Annotated in this window: 18 protein-coding genes, 1 other RNA gene and 1 pseudogene; 14 read left to right on the top strand and 6 right to left on the bottom strand. The window is 40.6% G+C overall.

Annotated elements, in window-relative coordinates; genetic code table 11:
- Positions 1 to 32: 32 nt before the first annotated feature.
- The 5 genes from FW757_RS20060 to FW757_RS20040 all read left to right on the top strand — a co-directional run bounded on the left by FW757_RS20060 (position 33) and on the right by FW757_RS20040 (position 2895).
- Entirely contained in the window at positions 33 to 377 is a 345-nt protein-coding gene (locus FW757_RS20060) for a 5-carboxymethyl-2-hydroxymuconate Delta-isomerase (protein WP_446441612.1), read from the top strand.
- 120 nt (positions 378 to 497) lie between these two features.
- Complete coding sequence (locus tag FW757_RS20055) at positions 498 to 911, top strand: DUF4019 domain-containing protein (protein WP_149983227.1); 414 nt, start codon at positions 498 to 500, stop codon at positions 909 to 911.
- 415 nt (positions 912 to 1326) lie between these two features.
- Complete coding sequence (bamE, locus tag FW757_RS20050; protein WP_145241390.1) at positions 1327 to 1689, top strand: outer membrane protein assembly factor BamE domain-containing protein; 363 nt, start codon at positions 1327 to 1329, stop codon at positions 1687 to 1689.
- 446 nt (positions 1690 to 2135) lie between these two features.
- Positions 2136 to 2603: a nuclear transport factor 2 family protein gene (locus tag FW757_RS20045; RefSeq protein ID WP_149983226.1), complete on the top strand. Its 468-nt coding sequence runs from the start codon at positions 2136 to 2138 to the stop codon at positions 2601 to 2603.
- A gap of 100 nt (positions 2604 to 2703) precedes the next feature.
- Positions 2704 to 2895, top strand: a complete 192-nt coding sequence (locus FW757_RS20040; RefSeq protein WP_149983225.1) for a DUF3185 family protein — start codon at positions 2704 to 2706, stop codon at positions 2893 to 2895.
- A 29-nt stretch (positions 2896 to 2924) separates the two neighbouring features.
- Here FW757_RS20040 and FW757_RS20035 read toward each other — a convergent pair whose 3' ends face one another.
- The gene (locus FW757_RS20035; RefSeq protein WP_182762185.1) at positions 2925 to 3827 is read right to left on the bottom strand and encodes a LysR substrate-binding domain-containing protein; all 903 of its coding nucleotides are present in this window, start codon (positions 3825 to 3827) and stop codon (positions 2925 to 2927) included.
- A gap of 149 nt (positions 3828 to 3976) precedes the next feature.
- Between FW757_RS20035 and FW757_RS20030 the strand changes: the two genes are divergently transcribed.
- On the top strand, positions 3977 to 4900 hold the full coding sequence (locus tag FW757_RS20030; RefSeq protein ID WP_149983224.1) for a DMT family transporter: 924 nt from the start codon (positions 3977 to 3979) through the stop codon (positions 4898 to 4900).
- 15 nt (positions 4901 to 4915) lie between these two features.
- Here FW757_RS20030 and ssrS read toward each other — a convergent pair.
- Positions 4916 to 5099: non-coding RNA, 6S RNA (gene ssrS, locus FW757_RS20025), on the bottom strand.
- A 194-nt stretch (positions 5100 to 5293) separates the two neighbouring features.
- Between ssrS and FW757_RS20020 the strand changes: the two genes are divergently transcribed.
- Genes FW757_RS20020 through FW757_RS20005 form a run of 4 tightly spaced genes read left to right on the top strand, consistent with a single transcriptional unit; the run spans position 5294 to position 9577 of the window.
- Complete coding sequence (locus FW757_RS20020; protein ID WP_145241895.1) at positions 5294 to 5857, top strand: UPF0149 family protein; 564 nt, start codon at positions 5294 to 5296, stop codon at positions 5855 to 5857.
- A gap of 31 nt (positions 5858 to 5888) precedes the next feature.
- Entirely contained in the window at positions 5889 to 7220 is a 1332-nt protein-coding gene (gene pepP, locus FW757_RS20015; protein WP_182719171.1) for a Xaa-Pro aminopeptidase, read from the top strand.
- A gap of 9 nt (positions 7221 to 7229) precedes the next feature.
- Positions 7230 to 8414, top strand: coding sequence for a 2-octaprenyl-6-methoxyphenyl hydroxylase (gene ubiH / locus FW757_RS20010; protein WP_149983223.1), 1185 nt, complete (start codon positions 7230 to 7232; stop codon positions 8412 to 8414).
- Positions 8411 to 9577: an FAD-dependent monooxygenase gene (locus FW757_RS20005; protein WP_446441611.1), complete on the top strand. Its 1167-nt coding sequence runs from the start codon at positions 8411 to 8413 to the stop codon at positions 9575 to 9577. The genes ubiH and FW757_RS20005 overlap by 4 nt, the downstream gene beginning before the upstream one ends.
- Before the next feature lie 272 nt (positions 9578 to 9849).
- Here the strand turns inward: FW757_RS20005 and FW757_RS20000 are convergent, their stop codons facing one another.
- Both FW757_RS20000 and FW757_RS19995 read right to left on the bottom strand, forming a co-directional pair.
- Complete coding sequence (locus FW757_RS20000; RefSeq protein ID WP_446441610.1) at positions 9850 to 12000, bottom strand: TonB-dependent receptor family protein; 2151 nt, start codon at positions 11998 to 12000, stop codon at positions 9850 to 9852.
- 196 nt (positions 12001 to 12196) lie between these two features.
- Positions 12197 to 13042, bottom strand: a complete 846-nt coding sequence (locus tag FW757_RS19995) for a LysR family transcriptional regulator (RefSeq protein WP_145241866.1) — start codon at positions 13040 to 13042, stop codon at positions 12197 to 12199.
- 126 nt (positions 13043 to 13168) lie between these two features.
- Between FW757_RS19995 and FW757_RS19990 the strand changes: the two genes are divergently transcribed.
- From FW757_RS19990 to gcvP, 4 genes are all read left to right on the top strand, one after another.
- Positions 13169 to 13768: a hypothetical protein gene (locus FW757_RS19990; protein ID WP_446441609.1), complete on the top strand. Its 600-nt coding sequence runs from the start codon at positions 13169 to 13171 to the stop codon at positions 13766 to 13768.
- A gap of 186 nt (positions 13769 to 13954) precedes the next feature.
- Positions 13955 to 15037, top strand: a complete 1083-nt coding sequence (gcvT, locus tag FW757_RS19985) for a glycine cleavage system aminomethyltransferase GcvT (protein WP_145241861.1) — start codon at positions 13955 to 13957, stop codon at positions 15035 to 15037.
- 56 nt (positions 15038 to 15093) lie between these two features.
- Entirely contained in the window at positions 15094 to 15483 is a 390-nt protein-coding gene (gcvH, locus tag FW757_RS19980) for a glycine cleavage system protein GcvH (RefSeq protein WP_149983214.1), read from the top strand.
- Positions 15484 to 15659: 176 nt separating this feature from the next.
- On the top strand, positions 15660 to 18551 hold the full coding sequence (gene gcvP, locus FW757_RS19975; RefSeq protein ID WP_446441608.1) for an aminomethyl-transferring glycine dehydrogenase: 2892 nt from the start codon (positions 15660 to 15662) through the stop codon (positions 18549 to 18551).
- A gap of 138 nt (positions 18552 to 18689) precedes the next feature.
- Here the strand turns inward: gcvP and FW757_RS19970 are convergent, their stop codons facing one another.
- Together FW757_RS19970 and FW757_RS19965 are read right to left on the bottom strand one after the other, a co-directional pair.
- Positions 18690 to 19844 (bottom strand): KTSC domain-containing protein, encoded by a 1155-nt coding sequence (locus FW757_RS19970; protein ID WP_182784761.1) that lies wholly within the window; start codon positions 19842 to 19844, stop codon positions 18690 to 18692.
- Positions 19841 to 20332 (bottom strand): annotated as a pseudogene (locus FW757_RS19965) (chitodextrinase); the annotation flags it as partial. The gene FW757_RS19970 and the pseudogene FW757_RS19965, both read right to left, overlap by 4 nt.

Below are 20332 nucleotides of genomic sequence, written 5' to 3'. Positions count from 1 at the left end.
ACTTATTGACTGCATAAACAAGGAGTTATTTAATGCCACACTTTATTATAGATTGCTCGCAGAGTATCTTGACTCATCATGATGAAGATACCATTAATGAACAAATTCATCACACTGCAAACACATCGGATTTGTTCGCTGAGCATGAAATTAAAGTCAGAGTAAACCCGTATAATCGTTATTTAGTGGGTAATAAACAGTACGAATTTATTCATGTTTTTGGATATATAATGGAGGGGCGAACGACTGAGCAAAAAGCTGAATTATCAAAAGCGATAGTGACTAAACTTACTCAGATGTTCCCACATATCGACAATATTGCAATGAATGTCAGTGACTTTGAAAAGGCAACATATTGTAATAAAAGCCAGCTTTAAGCAGAACATAGTGAGCGATGCTTCGACAGTGCAGATTGTTTTTTGAAAATCATTTATGGCAAAGTTGAACAGTGATTTTGTGCTTGAGGCAAAATAACTTGATAGAAAAAAGGACTCACCATGAAAAATATAATTGTTGTTTTATGTTTATTTATAAGCACATTAACGTGGGCTCAGACGCTAAGGGTTGTTGATGTATCAACAGAAATCGCCCCTGCGACTAGCTGGTTAGAAGTTGTTGATAGTGGTAAATATGCAAACAGTTGGCAGCAGGCTGGGGCGTTTTTTCAAAAAAATGTACCGCAAGCGCTTTGGGTATCTAAGTTAGAGCAAGTTCGTACGCCGCTAGGTGCTGTTACATCTCGCGAAGGTATCAGTCGTCAAGTGTTAACCTCAATACCGCAACTGCCCGACGGTGATTATGTGATTTTAGAGTTTCAAACTGATTTTGAAAATAAAGCACAGTCGATTGAAACCGTGACATTAAAAAAATCTGCTGAGCAATGGCAAGTGATTGGTTATTTTATCCAGTGAATTAACCTATTATTACTACAGCTGTATTTTTTAACGAAATAAAAAATATAAAATAATTATTAAAAATTGGAGTTTACAAAAATAAAATAATGATAATGACATTTATTGTTGCTGATGTTGCATTAATTTACTTTAGTTGTGGATTGTTGTGCTCTACTAGTGAGTAAGTTATCCAAATGAAATCATGGTATAAAATGGTTGCTATAGTGGGTTGGGAAGTAATATCTAATCATAAGTGGGATTGAAATATTTATAATTATAGTATTTGTTTTTTATTTTATTATACATTTTTACTGATTAATTTTTTATCTTTAATATGTTTCCATTTGGGGTTGATATTTTATTTTTTTTGTTCATAATTAACGCGCTTAATCGCGTTGAAATGGAATTTAAAAGATAATTATTAAGGAATGACATGAAAAAGATATTATTAACAATTGCAATGGCGTTTGTTTTGGCCGCATGTAATAGCACCTCACAAGGCCGTGATTTTGATATGGAAGTTGTAAAAGGCTTCAAAAAAGGCGAAACAACTCAAGAGCAAGTCAAAGAAGCGATTGGCGACCCTATGGGCGTTAATGATATAGGTAATGACGAAGTTGTATGGACATACAGCTACAGCGAAGGTCAAGGCGGTGGTGTAGGCTTTATTCCATACGCAGGCCATGTCGGTGGTTCTCAAAATGAGACAAAGAATGTAACAATCCGTTTTAATGCTAAAGGCATTGTATCAGGTTTATCATTCAATGAATCAGCTGGTAGTTCTTCACACCTATAACTCGTTACTATCTATTTCAACGCATTTCTATTACGGCTGCTTAGCAGTCGTAATACCCCTATTATTTATCCTCTCCCTAAATCAATCACTTTTTTATATTAAATGGTCATTAAGTTTTATATTTATTTTAAAGTAAATTATAGGCTGGTTGTTAGTCTAATGACTTTTTATTTAAATAAGTTATTGAGTGTGTTAATTTTATTATGCATTGAAAGTGCCGGTGAACATTAAAATAATTTAATTAAAAAGGTATGGGTCTTAAGTTGTAGAAGATTCGCTACATGCTTACTGAGATTGTCCAGAACAAGCCAGCCTTTTAGATGATATTTTATAAGAGTATTTTATAAAACCATCCGGCGAAGCGTGATTTATTATAAAAAGACTATACATTTTAGTTTGTTGCTGTTTTGATAGAGTGATAATTAAACACAATGCAAGAGAGCATAATGAAATACGTTACTTTTTTATTGTTAGCTGTTATCGCAACTTTTAACTTACATGCAAAAGACGAAAATAACGAACTAGAAGGACTCGCCCAGCAATATTTTTCCACCATGACGGCAACTCAGGCGCCTAAAGCTAGCAGTAAAGAACTCGAAGCTTTTTTAGCGTTACTTACTGATGATGTTGCTAATCAACACCTACCTTATCAAAGCGATGATTCTCGTTCACCTGACGGTAAGGCCATGATGCGCAAAGGTATGACTTTTTATCTAGGTGCCCACACTGAATATGAAGCAAAGTTACTTGATACTTTCATATTTAATCATACCGCTATTGCGATTCGTTACACGCAACATGCGAAAGGTGTGCACCCGCAAAACAAGCAACTGATTGAATACACCCAAACGTTGATGGATGTTCTAGAAATTGAAAACGGTAAGATTGCGGTGATCCGTAAATACCATGAGTAATTTTTAAATAGCGGTGTGAAGGTTATTTTTAGTTTTTGCTTAAATCAATATCTTAGCGTATTTTTAGAGATTACCTCTGTTAGCTTTAATAGGAATTAAAATGAATAAAGTAATTGGTATTGTGCTGATCTGTATTGGAGCTGCACTGGCTTTTTGGGGTTATGACGTTTATGACTCTGCAAGTGCGCAAATTACGCGAACTTTTAGTGGTGATACACCCATCGAGGCATGGGCTGGAATGGTCGGTGGTGTTGTCTGTATTGTATTAGGTGCACTAAAAGTTAAAAATTAACTTTTAGTAAGCCGTAGGCTGATAAACTTTTATTGATTAGAAAACTGCGATTTTAACCATTTTTTTAATATCAATATAGTGGCTTGTTCACGCTTGCTATGGCTGGTAGCAAAATAAAACTGTTGATGTGGGTTTAATACCGGCTCACCTATTTGCACCAGCATACCCTGTTGAATATCATCTTTTACAAATTGTTTATGGGTGACCAAAACACCTAATTGGCGCATTGCCGCTTGCGTTGCTTGTACTGAAATATTAAAAGTGAGATTTTTATGTTGTTTCGGTATTGCTAATTGATGGGCGTTACACCATACGTGCCAATCGTTATCGCGGCGTGGGTTTATGGCAAAAATAGCCGGGAAACGAGTAAGTAGCTCTTTGCCAGTTTGGCAATCTGTGGGCAAGGTTTTTATTAATTCAGGACTACATACTAAAATAAGCTCATCATCAGCCAGTTTTTCGCAGTGATATTGCGCCCAATCTTGTTGTTTACCATGCACCAAAGCGACATCCACGCCATGTTGCTCTAAGTTAAACTCTCCGACTAAATTAGATAAACGCACATCTAACTCTGGCGCGTAAGCTTGTAGTTCCGCTACTCGTGGGATCCACCAATGCAATGCCATCGAGTTCACCATATTTAAAGTTAAGTGCGCGCAGAGCTGACTCGCAGAGATCTCAAAACTTGCAGCTATAATCTCATTTAGAGCTGGCTGTACTCGCAGGTAATAGCGTTTACCCGTGCTATTTAGCTCAACGCGTCGGCCGATACGAGTAAATAATTGAGTGTTTAGTTGCGATTCAAGAGACTTAATTGCTTGGCTTATTGCAGAATGACTAATATTTAATTGCTCAGCAGCGAGGATCATACTTCCAGTTTCTGCGACTGCAATAAAACTATGAAGCGATTTTAAAGGAATAGAGTTAGCCATAGTTTCTCTTTGTTAAGTTTTACTTACAGGTTTGTGCATAATTACTCGCTTTTTCATTCTACCTATTTACGCTAATTTAGCGCCTCAGATTAATGTTAAGCTTATCATTCTCAATGTGAAATGTGTTTCTCGTTGAGAAAGGAGTTGTTATGGCTGCTTTATTACGACCCAGTATGTTTATGCTGTTATCCACATTTACTTTAGCGTTGAATAGTTTATTTTCAAAGCTTTTAACTGAGTATTTTAGTGATGCAATATTAGTGATGTTGCGTTTATTACTTCCTGCGTTAGTTATGTTGTTTATTGCTGCATGCAGCCGCTGGGTGATGCCAAATCAAGCAGCTTGGGGGGCATTTATCTTACGTGCCATTTTTATTGCCAGTTGCCAAGGTTGTTTTATGTTGGCCTTAAGTCGCTTAACGTTAATTGAGGCCGTGGTATTATTTAGTACTGGGCCGTTATTTATTCCGCTACTTGAGCGCTATTTTTATAAAACCAAAATCAGTCGAATGGTTTTACCTACCTTAATATTAATGGGCATTGGCGTGGTGATGCAAAACTTAACCGTACAAGGGATAACGTGGCGCTGGGAATTATTAATAGGTTTAGCGGCTGGTTTTTTTAATGGTTGCTCGCAAGTTGCTTTATTTAGAGCCAGTAAAATAAATTTACCTATCTTGGTAATAAACGGGTGCTGTTTTGCAATTGCAGCATTGTTTGTTTTACCTGTGATGGTTATTTTTACCAGCCAAGTTGAGTATCAACAAAGTATAATAATGATAGTCAATTTCGAGCAGGGGATCTTATTGTTATTATTGTTTTTAGGACTTTCAACTGCTGCAACTCAGTTTTTTCGTTCCAAAGCATATAGATTAGTTGATTCAAACTCACAGCTGGCGCCTTTAATTTATACTAACTTAATCTTTGCGGTGTTATTCCAGTTTTTATTTTTTAGTACCGTAATGAGTTTGATGCAAATTCTGGGTACGAGCTTAATTGCATTTGCGACGCTATTAAATACATTTGGCTCATATTATTATCAATGGTTTAAAGCACAACAGCAGATAGTATAAAGGAAGGTAAGAAAGGTGTTCCCCAAGTATGCGGCACTCGGTGTCAGTCCTGAAACCATAAGGTCTCAGGGCGGGAATCTGCGGTTTGCCGTAGGCTTCTCGGTACATGCCGAGCTTGCACAATAGCAGACGAACAGAAACCCTAACATAAAATTTATCGGCTCAGGGACTTAACCAAGCTCCAACACCCTAGGGAACAAATTCAGTATATAAGACATAAGCCAATCCTTACACCCCAAATTCAAAATAATTATACTGTTCGGGTAATTTTCCAGCACTGGTAACTGGCTATTTACTTTTCGGATTGCTTTTTGACCTCAATCATACTTTTCATTGGAGTTGCTATTTATCGAGTGGTAGCATTGACTTAATTAGCCAAGCGAAGATCTCAGCATGAACGAATTACCAGATTACCAACAAGCCCAATTACTATTGGAAAAAAACGAAATATTTGTCACTCCTTCAGAAGCACACGGCGTGATCAGTGGATTATTAGCCTGCGGCTTGAGTATTGAAGCCAAAGAATACTTAGGCTTATTAAGCGATGTGTTTAATGATGGCCAAGCATTTAGCCATGATCTGAAAGAATTTTTTGCCATTATTTATAAGCAAGTTGTAGAAAGTTTTAACAACGAAGAGTTTCAATTTGATTTATTTTTACCAAGTGATGACGAAACCTTAGTAGATCAAGCGAATGGTTTAGTGTCATGGGTCGCTGGATTTATGCTTGGTTTTGGCTTAAAACAAAAAGACTATGGCAAGTTATCAGCTGATGTAAAAGAAGTGATCAGTGATTTTAGTGAAATTACGCGTTTAGATACCATGTTTGATGAAACCGAAGAAGACAGCCAAGCATTGCACGAAGTAATTGAATATGTGCGAGTTTCTGCGCTGTTGTGTTTTGCTGAACTTGGTCAAGAGCAAGCGCCAAAAAGCACTAAAAAAACACTTCACTAAGTTAAAATTAACAGTATAAACAGGGTTTATAATGCCAACAGTTAAAATAGAAAAAGCAGAGTTTAAAGCACGCAGAGATCGTTTACTTGCCATGATGGAACCAAACAGTGTGGCTATCATTCCAGCGGCAAGTGAAGTAACCCGCAGCCGTGATACTGAATATGCGTTTCGCCAAGATAGCGACTTCTTCTACCTAACTGGCTTTAATGAACCCGATGCAGTGTTAGTGCTTTGCCCAAGCAGCGATACACCGAGTACGCTGTTTTGTTTGAACAAAGATAAGCTGGCGGAAATTTGGCATGGTCGTCGTATTGGTTTTGAAAAAGCTAAAAAAGATTATTTATTCGACCAAACATGTGCACTGAGTGAACTAACTGAACAATTATTGAATTTGGTGAACGGCCAGCAGATTTTATTTTATGCACAAGGTACTTATCCACAGTTTGACGATAAAGTGTGGGCGTTATTAAAGACGCTGCGTGGCGCGCCTAAAAAAGGTTATAAAGCGCCACATACGATTAAAGATATTCGTGGTTTAGTGCACGAAATGCGTTTATTTAAATCACCTGCTGAGGTGAATATTATGCGCCAAGCGTGTGAAATAAGTGCCCAAGGACATATTCGTGCTATGCAGTTTGCAAAGCCAGGCGCTACCGAATATCAGCTAGAAGCCGAGCTTCATCATCATTACGCTATGCATGGTGCGCGTCATCCCGCCTATGGCACCATTGTCGGCGGTGGCGATAACGCCAATATATTGCATTACACTGCTAACAGTGATGTGCTGACCGACGGTGATTTAGTGCTGATTGATTCTGGCGCTGAACTGCAAGGTTACGCGGCAGATATTACGCGTACTTTCCCTATTAATGGGCAATTTAGCCAGCCTCAAGCTGAGCTTTATAACATTGTTCTAGCGGCGCAAGCAGCAGCGTTTACTGAAGTAAAGCCCGGTGGTAGCTTATCAAAGGCTAATAAATTAGCGATGACAGTGCTCACCCAAGGCTTAGTTGACTTAGGTATTTTGCAAGGTGAGTTACAAGAGTTACTTGATAACCAAGCATGTAAAGCATTTTATATGCATGGCCTTGGTCATTGGCTTGGCCTTGATGTGCATGATGTAGGCGACTATAAAAAAGACGAAAAAGAACGCCCATTTGAAGCTGGTATGGTACTCACTATTGAACCTGGCTTGTATGTTAGCCTAGATGCACAAGCACCCGAGCAATATAAGGGCATTGGTATTCGTATTGAAGATAACCTGTTAGTGACCGAGCAAGGTCACGAAAATCTTACTTTGAGTGTGCCAAAAAGTATCAGCGAGATTGAAGCGTTAATGCAAAAGCAAGCAATTAACCGCTAGGAGCATAACGTGGCAGAGCAGTTTGATGTTGTTATTATCGGTGGTGGCTTAGCGGGTGCCAGTTGTGCGCTGAGTCTTGCGAAACATGCGCCGCAATTAACGATTGCGGTGGTTGAAGCAAATCAACCAAGCACTGAACACCATCCTAGTTTTGACGACCGAAGTATCGCCTTAGCACAACAATCGGTGCAATTTTTACAGACCATTAATGCCTTTGATATTGATGCCTCATTTGCTGCGGCAATTAAAAAAGTGACCGTGTCGGATCGCGGTCACTTTGGTAAAACGCAGATCGATTGTGCGCAATTTTCGCAGTCAGCTCTAGGTTATGTTGTTGAGGTAAATCCGTTTGGTCGTGCTTTACATCAACAACTTGCAGCTACCCAAGTGGTCATGTATTGCCCTGACAGTGTTGCAGATATTACCTATCAGCATGATTTTGCAAGTATTACTTTGCAGTCTGGTGCTCAACTTAATGGCCAATTAGTGGTGATTGCCGACGGTGCGCAATCGGCTACTCGCCAGCTGGCAAAGATCAATTTTACTCCTGAGCCTTATTCACAAGGGGCGATCATTGCCAATATTGAAGTGGCAGGTGGTCATCATAACCATGCTTTTGAGCGCTTTACTGAGCATGGACCAATGGCATTACTCCCGATGAGTAATAACCGTTACTCGTTAGTATGGTGTATGGATAAAGCCGATATTGACGCGCATATGCAGCTTGACGACAGCGCTTTTGTAAGTGCTTTGCAAACTGCATTTGGTTATCGTGGCGGGCAATTTACTAAAGTCGGCATGCGTGCAAACTATCCACTGGTGTATGGCCGTGCTGAGTCATTAAGTGCTCACCGTACGGTACTAATTGGCAATGCAGGGCATGCGATTCATCCTATTGCAGGGCAGGGCTTTAATTTAGGCCTGCGCGATGTGCAACTTCTATGTGAATTAGTAAAGAGCGAATTGGCAATTGGCAGTTACCTATTTACCCGTGAATATGCCAAACAACGTAACCAAGATATAACCACTGTAATGACGTTAACAGATTCTTTAGTGCGGTTATTTTCAAACTCATCACGAATACTCGCATTTGGTCGCAGCTGTGGTCTATTCGCCATGGATTTGTGTTCTTCTTTAAAAACACCTTTAGCTAAGCAATTAATGGGTCAGGTTAAACAAGGTAAACGACTATGAAACAGACACAAGTATGTGTTGTGGGGGGCGGCTGTGTTGGCTTAACCCTCGCGCTGGGGCTTGTTAAAGCCAATATCAGTGTAGTAGTAATTGATGCGGCAGCAAAACAAGTATTGCCGGGCGATGAATACGGTTTACGCGTAAGTGCACTGAGCCTTGCCAGCCAACACTTGTTTGAATCTTTGCAAGTGTGGCCTGAGATCCTTGCTCAAAGAGCACGCGCCTATACCCATATGGATGTGCGCGACCAAGATAGCTTTGGCAAAATTGCTTTTAACAGCGATGAACTGGACCTTCCTCATTTAGGTCATATTGTTGAAAACGACATCATTCGTTATGCACTGATCAATGAATTAGAACAACACAGCCAAGCAACGCTTATGTTTGATACACGCTATCAACAAATACACCAAAGTGACAATGACGTCTTTATAACCTTAGACTCTGGTGAGCCAGTTATAGCCAAGTTATTAGTGGCAGCCGATGGCGCAAATTCAGCGATTCGGAAACAGTTTAATTTGCCCATTACGTTTAAAGATTATGATCATAACGCCATCGTTGCGACGGTAAAAACCACTGAGCCACATAATAATACTGCGCGCCAAATATTTTTACCTACTGGACCACTGGCGTTTTTACCGCTGCCAGATGCCAATACGCACTCAATTGTATGGTCAACCAGTCCTGCGCATTGCCAAACGTTACTAGCCATGGATGATAGTGATTTTAATAAAGCAGTTATGGCAGCCCTTGATGGCCAATGCGGTTTATGTGAGGTACAAAGTGCGCGCACAGCGTTCCCGTTGAAAATGCGTTACGCGCAGCAATGGGTGACAGGTAAAGTGGTATTAATGGGCGATGCCGCACATACCATTCATCCGTTAGCAGGACTTGGTATGAACTTAGGCCTTAAAGATGCCGCTTACCTTATTGAGCTGTTAACTGCTGACAATAAAGAGTTTGCCAGTAATCGTCTATTGCGTGATTACGAGCGTACCCGCAAGCTTGATGCACAAAAGCATATTGCCATGATGCAAGGCTTAAAAGAATTATTTGCAGGCGCTAACCCACTTAAAAAACTGGTACGTGGTGTGGGTTTAAGCTTGGTTGATAACTTAGGCCCAATTAAGCACCTGTTTGCCAAGCAAGCGATAGGGAAGTAGCAGAGTTAGTGAGATAGATGTTAGCTAGCTAAGTGATGAGTAGTGTGATTTTATACCGCGCTTTTTTATGCCTTAAATTTGATAAAATAATCCAGATAAGCTCGGTGTCTACCTGTTAGCTGGGTTTTAGCCCAAAGGTGCTGAGGTTTGCGATTTTATATCAGTTCAATTTACGCACTACTTTCGTGATAAATCACGATCTACAAAAAAGCAGTACTTTGACTTAACAAGCACTGCTTTTATAATTTTTAGCCTTTACCTTTAGCGTTTACTTAAAACGCGTAGCTGTAACCCATTTGGATTGTGCGTGGTTTACCTGGTTGAATACCACCGTTTGCGCGGTTAGCGATGTAAGTGTTATCAAATAGGTTATCAACCGTTAGATATACTTTTTGCTTGTCATCAATTAAATATTTAGCGGCTAAATCCCACACTACGCGGCTGTCGATTGCATTCAGGCCGTCAGCACTTAAATCAGCATGTGCGTCAGATACATAACGCACTTGCGTATCAAATGCAAAGCTTGAAAGCACGGCACCAAATGAAAGAGCGATTTGATTCTCTGGAACGTAAGGCATTGCATCGCCTTTATTTACTTGCCCCCAGATATCTGATGCAAAATCATTTTTAAACTGTGAATCCGTATAAGTGTAAGTTAAGCGTACAGGGAATGTTGCGCTATTAGTTTCGAAAATACGACCTGCAGAGAACTCAAAGCCCGATACTTCTACTTCGCCGTAGTTGTATTGGTCGCCAATATTCTCATCACTACAGCCTACAGATGCAGTACAATTTCCATGCATATTGCTGTAATCAGAGAAGAATGCAATGATTTCACCATTAAAACCAGCAACGTTATAACGGCCACCAAACTCAATGTTTACGCTTTCCTCTTCTTCTTGGTCAGCATTACCTGGTGCAGCAGGAGCGTAACCTTGCTGAATACCTGCAAGTAGCGTTAGGCTGTCGCTTACGGTGTAAGTTGCACCCAGTGATGGCACTAAGATTTGTGTATCGTTTGAAACGTCTTTAGTTAAGCCATTTTCACGTTTAGGATCAGACTTTGACCACTCTACGCGGGTAATTGTGATGTCTTCATAACGAAGGCCTGCATTAAGCACTAATGCATCGATTGACCACTGGTCTTGAATGAATAACGTTGTTGCTTTTGCACTATCTACACGATTGCTGTCAGAACCCGGAACGCCCTGAGACGTTAAGGTCATACTTAAATCTTGATTAAGTGTGTATTTGTCTTCCCACTGAAAACGATCCATTTCGTCTTCGTGGTAGCGTACGCCAACAGTCACATAGTGACCGCCCGCAGGAATGTGCAACTCTGATTGCACACCTTTGGCTTGGTAGTCGCGGTTATTTGCTTTAATACCAATGCCTTCAATACCTTCAGCTGTTGGTGCCGCTTCAAATTCACTGTACTGTGCTAAATAGCTTTCACTTACTTTGCTCGCTTTGTACCAATTACGATGAAAATCATTGAGGTAAGCTGTCGCTAATAACTCATAACCATCACCAAAACGATAAGCATAATTTAATTGGTATGCATTATGTTGCGTGTTCATTTGGTCTTTTTGTGATGCGGCATAACGACGGTTTGGTGACGCTTTATAATCTTCTTCTGTTAAACCCATGTAAGTTTCATCAGATTGTTCATCAGAGTACTTAATTTTCATCTCTAGGTTATGCGCGTTGTTTTCACCAAACTTATAACCAAATTTAAGTAGAACGTCGTTCTTTTCAAAGCCTGTGTTGTCGCTACCTACAGGTAATTCTTTAAAGCCATCTGCGCCATAGCTGAAAACTTCAATAAGGCCGGCTGCGTTGTTTTTTTCTTTACCGAAGTAAGCATGGCCCTTATAAAAACCATCGCTACCCAGTTCGGCGTTTACTAAACCCGTTGAACCTTCGGTCGGTAAGCTGCGCGAAAGTAAGTTTAAAACACCACCGGTTGTACGCGGACCATACTTAACAGAGGCTGCGCCTTTTAATACTTCAATCGACTCCATACGGCCCATAGTAGGGAAGTAGTAAGCCGATGGCGCTGAGTAAGGTGCGGGTGCTACGAGTACACCATCTTCCATTACTGATATTTTATCGTTACGGCCAGTACCTGTACCACGCATACCAATGTTAGGGCGCAGGCCATAACCATCTTCTTCTTGCACATAAACACCTGGTACAGATGCTAAAACACGAGAAATATCGGTAAATTCGAATTTTTGTAATTGTTCGTCTGAAATAAATGTAGCAGAACCCGGAATATCGTTAATTGCGGCTTGCGAGCCAATAACGGTAATTTGCTCAAAGTTCTTTTCTTTATTTGTTGCATCATTTGCAACGGCATTAGCGCTTAATGATAAAGCAATAGCCATCGAAAGTGTTGAAACAATAAGCTTAGGAGGCATTATAGATCCTGTATGTGTCTAATTTTAACTGGCGCAATTTAAACATGTAAAATAATACGAATCAATCCTATTTGTAACAATTTCGATCGTTAAGTAAGTTTTTGAATATAAATATGAAAACATATTGTTGTTAATATTGTATTACTATATTCGTTGCGATAATCTAAATTATCAAAAGGCGGCTTTTTGTTAGCTATTAAGTCAAGCGTAATGCAATAAACTCGGCAAGTTTATCTACCGCATGCTCGGCTTGTTCTGCATGCTTTGTTAAGCTAATACCTATTTTACCTAGGCTCGGTAAAATAGCGGTGTTTAACTCATAATTAAGTTCATTAGGCACTGTGCTTCTAGCCAAAACGGTGATCCCTAATCCTTCTTTTAAAGCCGCAGTAAGGCCTGTTAAATCAGCGTTACTATAACTTATGCGGTACTTAATACCTGCAAGTTGCAATGCCTCGATGGCGCGGCGTCGATAAATACAACCTTCCGGTGCAGTCACAAGCGTAACAACGTCATTTTGTGCTATTGATAAATCACCAACCCAGACCAGTTGGTCTTGCATAAAAACAGGGAACTTTTCAGAGTTTAAATCTTCATTTAACGCCAGTACTAAATCAAACTGGTCTTCTCGTGAAACCGACAATAAATGCTTACTTAAACGCGATTTAACTTCTAACGACACTTCAGGGTAAAGTGCTACAAAGTCACCAATAATAGCGGGTAAGATCCGAGCTGCAAATTCGCTGGGTATTCCCAACCGCACCTTACCGGTCACATTCTCTTTAGTAAATAATTGCAAAATGGTGTCGTTTTGTAGCAGCATTTGCTTTGCCATCGGCAGCAGCAGTTCACCGTATTGATTGAGCACTTGGCGCTGACCTTGTTTTTTAAATAGCTTATGGCCGAGCATTTCTTCTAACCGCTTTATTTGTAAACTTACAGCGGGTTGCGATAAGCCAAGTAAATCACCTGCTTTAGCAAAACCGGCTACTTCAACCACAGTAACTAATGTGCGTAAGCTGTCTGTTGAGATATTTTTCATATTAAAAATTACAATTTATGGGGGTAGATTGATAAGTATTATTTATCAATTGATTAATAATTACAATTTGTTGTTGCTAGACTTGCACAATATACTTTTGCCATTAAAGATTGATAGGTGCCGATAATGACTTTTAGCCCGATAATGTTTGCTCGTCATAGCCAGATTGAAGTAGCTGATAGCAATATGCTGCAGGTCAATACAAACACCGTGGTGATCGATTTTAGCGGCACTGAAGCAATCCCGTTTTTAACCACTATATTAGGGTTAGATTTAAACAAACTAACCGCCAGTGGTTTAGGTGTGAAAGGCACCTTAGATGGCGACCTAAATAGCAATTATAGTTTTGCGTTATATTACTTTAGTGCAACAGCGTTTAGATTCGTGTTGCACACAGATGCAGCGGCTCAATTACAAGCACTGATCAGTGAACAGCAACTGCGCTACGATATTGAGTTTGTTACACGCACTGATTTAGCGACCTTAACTTTATCTGGTGAGCAGGCATTTGACGCGTTAGTCGAAGCATTTAAACTCACCCCTGGGCTGCGCTTGTCAGACGCCAACAGCTGCTACGGTGCGCAAAGTGGTGAGGTATTTATTACCGCTATTGATAAACAATCAATACAGTATTTTCAGCTGGTGGCCAAAGCGCCAGAGCTGACTAAATGGCAAACATATTTACAGCAACGCGGTTTTGATATGTCACTACCAGACGTTGCTTAAACATAAATTGATAAGCTGGCTAGCGTATTTTTTAGTTGCCAGCTTTTGTAATTTATTTGTTAGAACAAATCGCAATTTGGGTGTTAGGTGCATTACAACTTATGTATAATCGCCGCCCATGTTATTCCCCCTCATTAAATTGAGGCCACGCCCAATCTTGGGTTAATTATAAAGTGAAGGAATATTATGACTTCTAAAACAGTTTTACATGCAAAGCACCTAGAATCAAAAGCAAAAATGGTTGATTTTCATGGCTGGGAAATGCCAATCAACTATGGTTCGCAAATCGAAGAGCACAACGCAGTGCGCACCGATGCAGGCATGTTTGACGTTTCACACATGACTATTGTTGATGTCAAAGGCGAGCAAGCACAAGCATTCCTTCGTAAACTAGTCGCTAACGATGTTGCTAAATTAACCGTTCCTGGTAAAGCGCTTTACACTGGCATGCTGAATGAGCAAGGTGGCGTAATTGACGACCTTATCATTTACTTCTTCTCAAATACTGATTATCGCTTAGTGGTTAATTCTGCAACTCGTGAAAAAGATTTAGCGCACATGGCTAAAGTTTCAGCTGATTTTGCCGTTGCAGTAACAGAGCGCCCAGAGTTTGCCATGATTGCAGTACAAGGCCCTAATGCTAAAGCAAAAACTGCCACTATCTTAACGGCTGATCAACAAGCAGCTGTTGCAGATATGAAGCCGTTTTTTGGTGTGCAAACTGGTGATTTATTTATTGCTACAACAGGCTATACTGGCGAAGACGGTTACGAAATTGTTGTACCGAACGAGCAAGCTGCGGATCTTTGGCAACAACTGCTAGATGCTGGTGTTGCGCCTGCGGGCCTTGGTGCACGTGACACACTACGTTTAGAAGCGGGTATGAACCTTTACGGCCTAGATATGGACGAGAGCGTATCACCACTTGCTGCTAACATGGCGTGGACCATTGCATGGGAACCTGAAGATCGTGACTTTATCGGTCGTGACGTACTAGTACAGCAACGCGCTGACAAAAGCACTGATAAACTTGTTGGCCTAGTGCTGGAAGAAAAAGGCGTATTGCGTAGTGGTTCTAAAGTAATTGTTGATGGTGGCGAAGGGGTCATTACCTCTGGTACTTTCTCACCTACACTTGGTTTTAGTGTTGCCCTTGCACGTGTACCACGTTCAACTGGCGAAACTGCTCAAGTAGAAATGCGTAAAAAATTAGTTAACGTAAAAGTAGTTAAACCAAGCTTTGTACGTAACGGTAAGTCTGTACTTTAAAGTATCAATTAAAAGATTTGGTGTTATCACCCAATATAAACCAAAGGAAGAATAAAATGAGCAATATCCCTAGCGAGTTAAAGTATGCCTCTTCACACGAGTGGGTTCGCAACGAAGGTGACGGTACTTTCACTGTAGGTATCTCTGAGCACGCACAAGAACTACTTGGCGACATGGTATTTGTTGAATTACCAGAAGTTGGTGACGAAGTACTTGCAGGCGAAGATTGTGCAGTAGCAGAATCAGTAAAAGCGGCATCAGATATATACGCCCCAATCGGTGGCGAAATCGTTGCAATCAACGAAGACCTTGAAGATGCACCTGAAACAGTAAACAACGACGCTTACGGCGATGGTTGGTTATTCCGCATTAAAGCATCTGATGAGTCTGAGCTTGAAAACCTGCTTGACGCTGAAGGCTATGCGCATTCGATCGACGAAGACTAATAATTAGTTTATCGCCGTACTAAAAGCCCCATTATACCTAACATAATTGGGGCTTTTATGATTTTACCGCTTACCTTTCCATACATTGTAAGTCATTAAATCAAAAGCTTTTAAGTTATTGCTGGTTACCCATTAGTAATAACCATTTATTTTTTGGATCATAGGAATCTGGACAAATGTCAAACGCCAAATCTCTTGAACAATTAGAGCAAACGCAAGATTTTATTCGCCGTCATATTGGGCCAAGCCCAGCACAAGTAAGCGATATGCTAAGTGCTCTTGGAGTATCGAGTGTTGAAGAGCTGATCGGTCAAACTGTACCTGCAAGCATCCGCTTAGAGCAAGGCCTAACAGTGGGCGAAAGCCGCACTGAAGTTGAAACACTAAGCTACTTAAAATCAGTAGCAAGCAAAAATAAAGTGTTCAAATCTTACATCGGTCAAGGCTACCACCCAACTCACGTACCACACGTAATATTACGTAACGTACTTGAGAACCCAGGCTGGTACACAGCGTACACTCCATACCAACCAGAGATTGCTCAAGGGCGTTTAGAGTCATTACTTAATTTCCAAACTATGACCTTAGACCTTACCGGTCTTGATTTAGCAAGTGCATCATTACTTGATGAATCAACTGCGGCTGCCGAGGCCATGGGCCTTGCAAAGCGCGTATCTAAAGCTAAAAAAGCCAACATCTTCTTCATCGCTGATGACGTACATACCCAAACTATCGACGTAGTGACAACACGCGCCGAGCAGTTTGGTTTTGAAGTTGTGGTAGGTCCTGCTGCTGATGCTGTAAATCACGAAATTTTTGGTGCGTTATTCCAATACCCGTCAACATCAGGTGAAGTAGTCGATATCACAGATTTAATCGCTGGCGTACAAAGCAAAAAAGCGATTGCCTGTGTTGCTGCTGACATCATGAGCTTATTATTATTAAAAGCACCAGGTAAACTTGGCGCAGACGTAGTACTTGGTTCTGCCCAGCGTTTTGGTGTACCAATGGGTTACGGCGGTCCACACGCTGCATTTTTCGCAACACGTGATGCATACAAACGTTCATTACCAGGTCGTATCATTGGTGTGTCTAAAGACCGTTTAGGTAACGATGCACTACGTATGGCAATGCAAACCCGCGAGCAACACATTCGCCGCGACAAAGCCAACTCAAACATTTGTACAGCGCAAGTATTACTCGCTAACATGGCTGCGTTTTATGCGGTGTACCATGGCCCACAAGGCTTAAAAACTATTGCACAGCGTATTCATCGTTTTGCTGATATTTTAGCCGCAGGCCTTAAAGCTAAAGGTGTAAACCTTAAGCACAGCACCTGGTTTGATACCCTAACAGTTGTTAGCGATAACAAAGACGATGTAACAGCGCGTGCTGTAGCAAACGGCGTAAACTTTGCTACTAACCATGATGGCGAATACTCAATCTCAGTGTCTGAGACCACAACGCGCGCAGACGTAGCACAGTTGTTCGATATCATTCTTGGCGAAGACCACGGCTTAAGTGTTGATGCAATCGCAGCAGACATCGAAGCAAACGGTAGCGATTCAATCCCTGCAAACCTTGAACGCGATGATGAAATCTTAACGCACCCTAACTTCAATTCGTATCACAGCGAAACTGAAATGCTGCGTTATATCAAACGTCTTGAAAACAAAGATTTAGCACTTAATCACTCAATGATCTCGTTAGGTTCATGTACTATGAAACTAAACGCGACCGCTGAGATGATCCCAATTACTTGGCCTGAGTTTGCTAATCTTCACCCATTCTGCCCGCTAGACCAAGCAGAAGGTTACCAAATCATGATGGGCGAACTACATGATTGGTTAGTTAACATCACCGGTTACGATGCCGTTTCATTACAGCCAAACTCTGGTGCACAAGGTGAATACGCAGGCTTAATCGCGATTCGCAAATACCACGAGTCACGTGGCGATGCACACCGTAATATTTGTTTGATCCCAAGTTCAGCGCACGGTACTAACCCAGCTTCTGCACAAATGGCAAGCATGAAAATTGTAGTTGTTGATTGTGACAAAAACGGTAATGTAGATATGGCTGATCTTAAAGCGAAAGCAGAAGAAGTATCAGAAAACCTATCGTGTATCATGATCACATACCCGTCTACGCACGGTGTATACGAAGAAACAATTCGTGAAATTTGTGACATCATTCATCAACACGGCGGCCAAGTTTACATGGACGGCGCGAACATGAATGCACAAGTAGGTGTAACAAGCCCAGGCTTTATCGGTTCAGACGTATCGCACTTAAACTTGCATAAAACGTTCTGTATCCCACATGGCGGCGGTGGCCCAGGTGTTGGCCCAATCGGTGTTAAATCACACCTAGCGCCATTTATGCCTAACCACAGCGTAATTAACGTACCTGGTACGAGTATCGGCAACGGAGCAGTATCAGCAGCGCCATACGGCTCAGCAGCTATTTTACCTATCTCATGGGCTTACATCACCATGATGGGTAGCGAAGGCCTTAAACAAGCCACTGAAATGGCAATCGTAAGTGCTAACTACTTAACTCATGAGTTAAGCCAGCACTTCCCAATTTTATACCGTGGTCGCAACAACCGTGTTGCTCACGAATGTATTGTTGACTTACGCCCACTTAAAGAGCTTTCGGGCATCACTGAAATGGATGTTGCTAAGCGTTTACAAGATTACGGTTTCCATTCACCAACTATGTCGTTCCCAGTAGCGGGCACCTTGATGATTGAGCCCACTGAGTCTGAGTCTAAAGTTGAGATCGACCGTTTCATCGAAGCTATGGTATCAATCAAAGGCGAAATCGACAAAGTGATCTCTGGCGAATGGTCTATCGAAAACAACCCGCTAGTGTTTGCACCGCATACACAAGGCGACGTACTTGGTAACGAGTGGGACAGAGCATACGACCGCTTCTACGCTGCGTTCCCAGTACCAGCAGTGGCTAAAAACAAATTCTGGCCTACAGTAACGCGTATCGATGACGTATACGGCGACCGTAATCTAGTGTGTTCATGCCCAGCGGTAGAGATATACAGAGACTAATAATTTTATTGATAAAAGTCATTATAGTTTGGGAATGAAATTATAGATTGGGAATCCAATCTCTATTCCCAAACAATAATTATTAAAAAGGGTGAGCTGAAGTGGCTCACCTTTTTTTATTTCTAGTCCAATGTTTAGTTATTTTTCAACTTTTGCAACTGGTTCAAGTGACGTCATTTTTAGATAAGTCATACTTTCAATATCTAACTTATCAAAAGGGTATTGGCCTCGAATATTATCATTAAAAACCTTCCCCATTGATGTTGAGTAATACAACTCATCCCATACTAAAATAGGTATATTGTAATAACGATAAACACTTCCTGATTCAAATTTGAGATCAAGAATTTTATTAATCGTTGAATAGCCGATGTGTGAAAAAGCATCTGAATTTACAGGGTGTTGTTCAAATAAGGGGAAAGGAGTTTGGTTTAAAATAGAAGCTTCAATTTTAGCACTTATTGCATTTGCAACTGCATTATTTCTTAGGTATGCAGCAATTAACCCATGACCAGTTGAGTCAAATAAAGACTCAGCAGAATAGTTTGAAGGTAAACTACCAAATAAAATCCTTACGGCTCGTATGACCCAGTCTTCGTCAAGTGTAAGGTGTGAAATGATCTCTTTATATTCCTCCCCCAAACTTCCTCCTATTGAACTTGTTGGTGTTGCTATTGCGGCTAGGCTAACCAGTGGATAATCGGAAGCAAGATACCCGTCGCTATATTGATAAGTAGATATGGTTTCCTCAAAAAGAGCATTGGTGTAAAAGTTACCTTGCGAGTGACCAATAAGAATAATACGGTTGCAAGAATGCATCTGAAATTGAAGTCTTTGAAATGCATTTTTATAGTCTGTCTCGTCAATAATAGAGTAATTTACTTCAGTAAATACATCCTGTAAAACAGACTCAATTTGAGCGATATCTATATCTGATAGTGAGCTAACAGTGCCTCCAATTATTGCAGTTATTATACGATACTCAGGTGAAAATACGGGCAAGTCACTATACTTTTGCTGTGCGACTTCATATATTTGCATAAATATAGCTTCACTTTTATTATGACTCCCTGTAGGAAATGCTCCTTTTTTAAATTCAGGTAGGTGAGAATTTTGAAAGTTACCTAATCTATTTAAGTTTGCCCTATATTGCTTGATATTAGTCCGCATACCATTTACATAGAAAATGCGCACATTATCAATATTTCTAGAGCAATACCGATCTTGTGCTTGATAATTACCATTCGCCAAAACTGGAAATATAAGTAAGAGTAAAATATATATAGCTTTCATTTTATGTCCTTCTTAAGGATATTGCAGTCTTGATCAGCACTTCGATGAAAACCGTCATCCCAAGCAATATAGTCACTAATTTTATTTTGGCTTTTTCGGTTAGCGTAAGCTCTATCTATCGTATTAAAGTATAAAACTTCGGGTTCTCTAAAGTGTGGGTGTGAATTTTGTAAATATTGAACACAGTAGCTTATGTTGAGCATATCCAAAATAATCTGCTTACCGATCTCAGTATCTAAATTTGGTATACGGCCCTGCTCTATATCAATAACCAGTTGTAATGTTGAAGCGGCACCTAAACTAAAGGTGATGAGCTGTGGAGAATCAAACTTTTCATACACATAGCGCTCATAATCGTCGCGGATACCGTTGTCATTTTGATCAACACCGTCCAGCGTTTTATAGTCGTCAGGGTGTTCAGGTGGTAAATCTGGGGTTTGGTAAAATAAATCTTTAATTTTTTGCCAACTACTGTGGGGGGCGGGTTC

Source organism: Pseudoalteromonas sp. 1181_04, from assembly GCF_052850545.1.
Note: the sequence above shows the minus strand (reverse complement) of the source record. Positions and strands in the feature narration are given on the sequence as shown.

Excerpts from the sequence above, each read along its gene's own strand:
- FW757_RS19970 (WP_182784761.1), bottom strand. The coding sequence starts at position 19,844 with ATGAAAGCTATATATATTTTACTCTTACTTATATTTCCAGTTTTGGCG.
- FW757_RS20035 (WP_182762185.1), bottom strand. The coding sequence starts at position 3,827 with ATGGCTAACTCTATTCCTTTAAAATCGCTTCATAGTTTTATTGCAGTC.
- gcvP (WP_446441608.1), top strand. The coding sequence starts at position 15,660 with ATGTCAAACGCCAAATCTCTTGAACAATTAGAGCAAACGCAAGATTTT.
- gcvT (WP_145241861.1), top strand. The coding sequence starts at position 13,955 with ATGACTTCTAAAACAGTTTTACATGCAAAGCACCTAGAATCAAAAGCA.
- pepP (WP_182719171.1), top strand. The coding sequence starts at position 5,889 with ATGCCAACAGTTAAAATAGAAAAAGCAGAGTTTAAAGCACGCAGAGAT.
- FW757_RS20040 (WP_149983225.1), top strand. The coding sequence starts at position 2,704 with ATGAATAAAGTAATTGGTATTGTGCTGATCTGTATTGGAGCTGCACTG.
- FW757_RS20055 (WP_149983227.1), top strand. The coding sequence starts at position 498 with ATGAAAAATATAATTGTTGTTTTATGTTTATTTATAAGCACATTAACG.
- gcvH (WP_149983214.1), top strand. The coding sequence starts at position 15,094 with ATGAGCAATATCCCTAGCGAGTTAAAGTATGCCTCTTCACACGAGTGG.
- FW757_RS20060 (WP_446441612.1), top strand. The coding sequence starts at position 33 with ATGCCACACTTTATTATAGATTGCTCGCAGAGTATCTTGACTCATCAT.
- FW757_RS19990 (WP_446441609.1), top strand. The coding sequence starts at position 13,169 with ATGACTTTTAGCCCGATAATGTTTGCTCGTCATAGCCAGATTGAAGTA.
- FW757_RS20045 (WP_149983226.1), top strand. The coding sequence starts at position 2,136 with ATGAAATACGTTACTTTTTTATTGTTAGCTGTTATCGCAACTTTTAAC.
- FW757_RS20005 (WP_446441611.1), top strand. The coding sequence starts at position 8,411 with ATGAAACAGACACAAGTATGTGTTGTGGGGGGCGGCTGTGTTGGCTTA.
- bamE (WP_145241390.1), top strand. The coding sequence starts at position 1,327 with ATGAAAAAGATATTATTAACAATTGCAATGGCGTTTGTTTTGGCCGCA.
- FW757_RS20000 (WP_446441610.1), bottom strand. The coding sequence starts at position 12,000 with ATGCCTCCTAAGCTTATTGTTTCAACACTTTCGATGGCTATTGCTTTA.
- FW757_RS20020 (WP_145241895.1), top strand. The coding sequence starts at position 5,294 with ATGAACGAATTACCAGATTACCAACAAGCCCAATTACTATTGGAAAAA.
- FW757_RS19995 (WP_145241866.1), bottom strand. The coding sequence starts at position 13,042 with ATGAAAAATATCTCAACAGACAGCTTACGCACATTAGTTACTGTGGTT.
- FW757_RS20030 (WP_149983224.1), top strand. The coding sequence starts at position 3,977 with ATGGCTGCTTTATTACGACCCAGTATGTTTATGCTGTTATCCACATTT.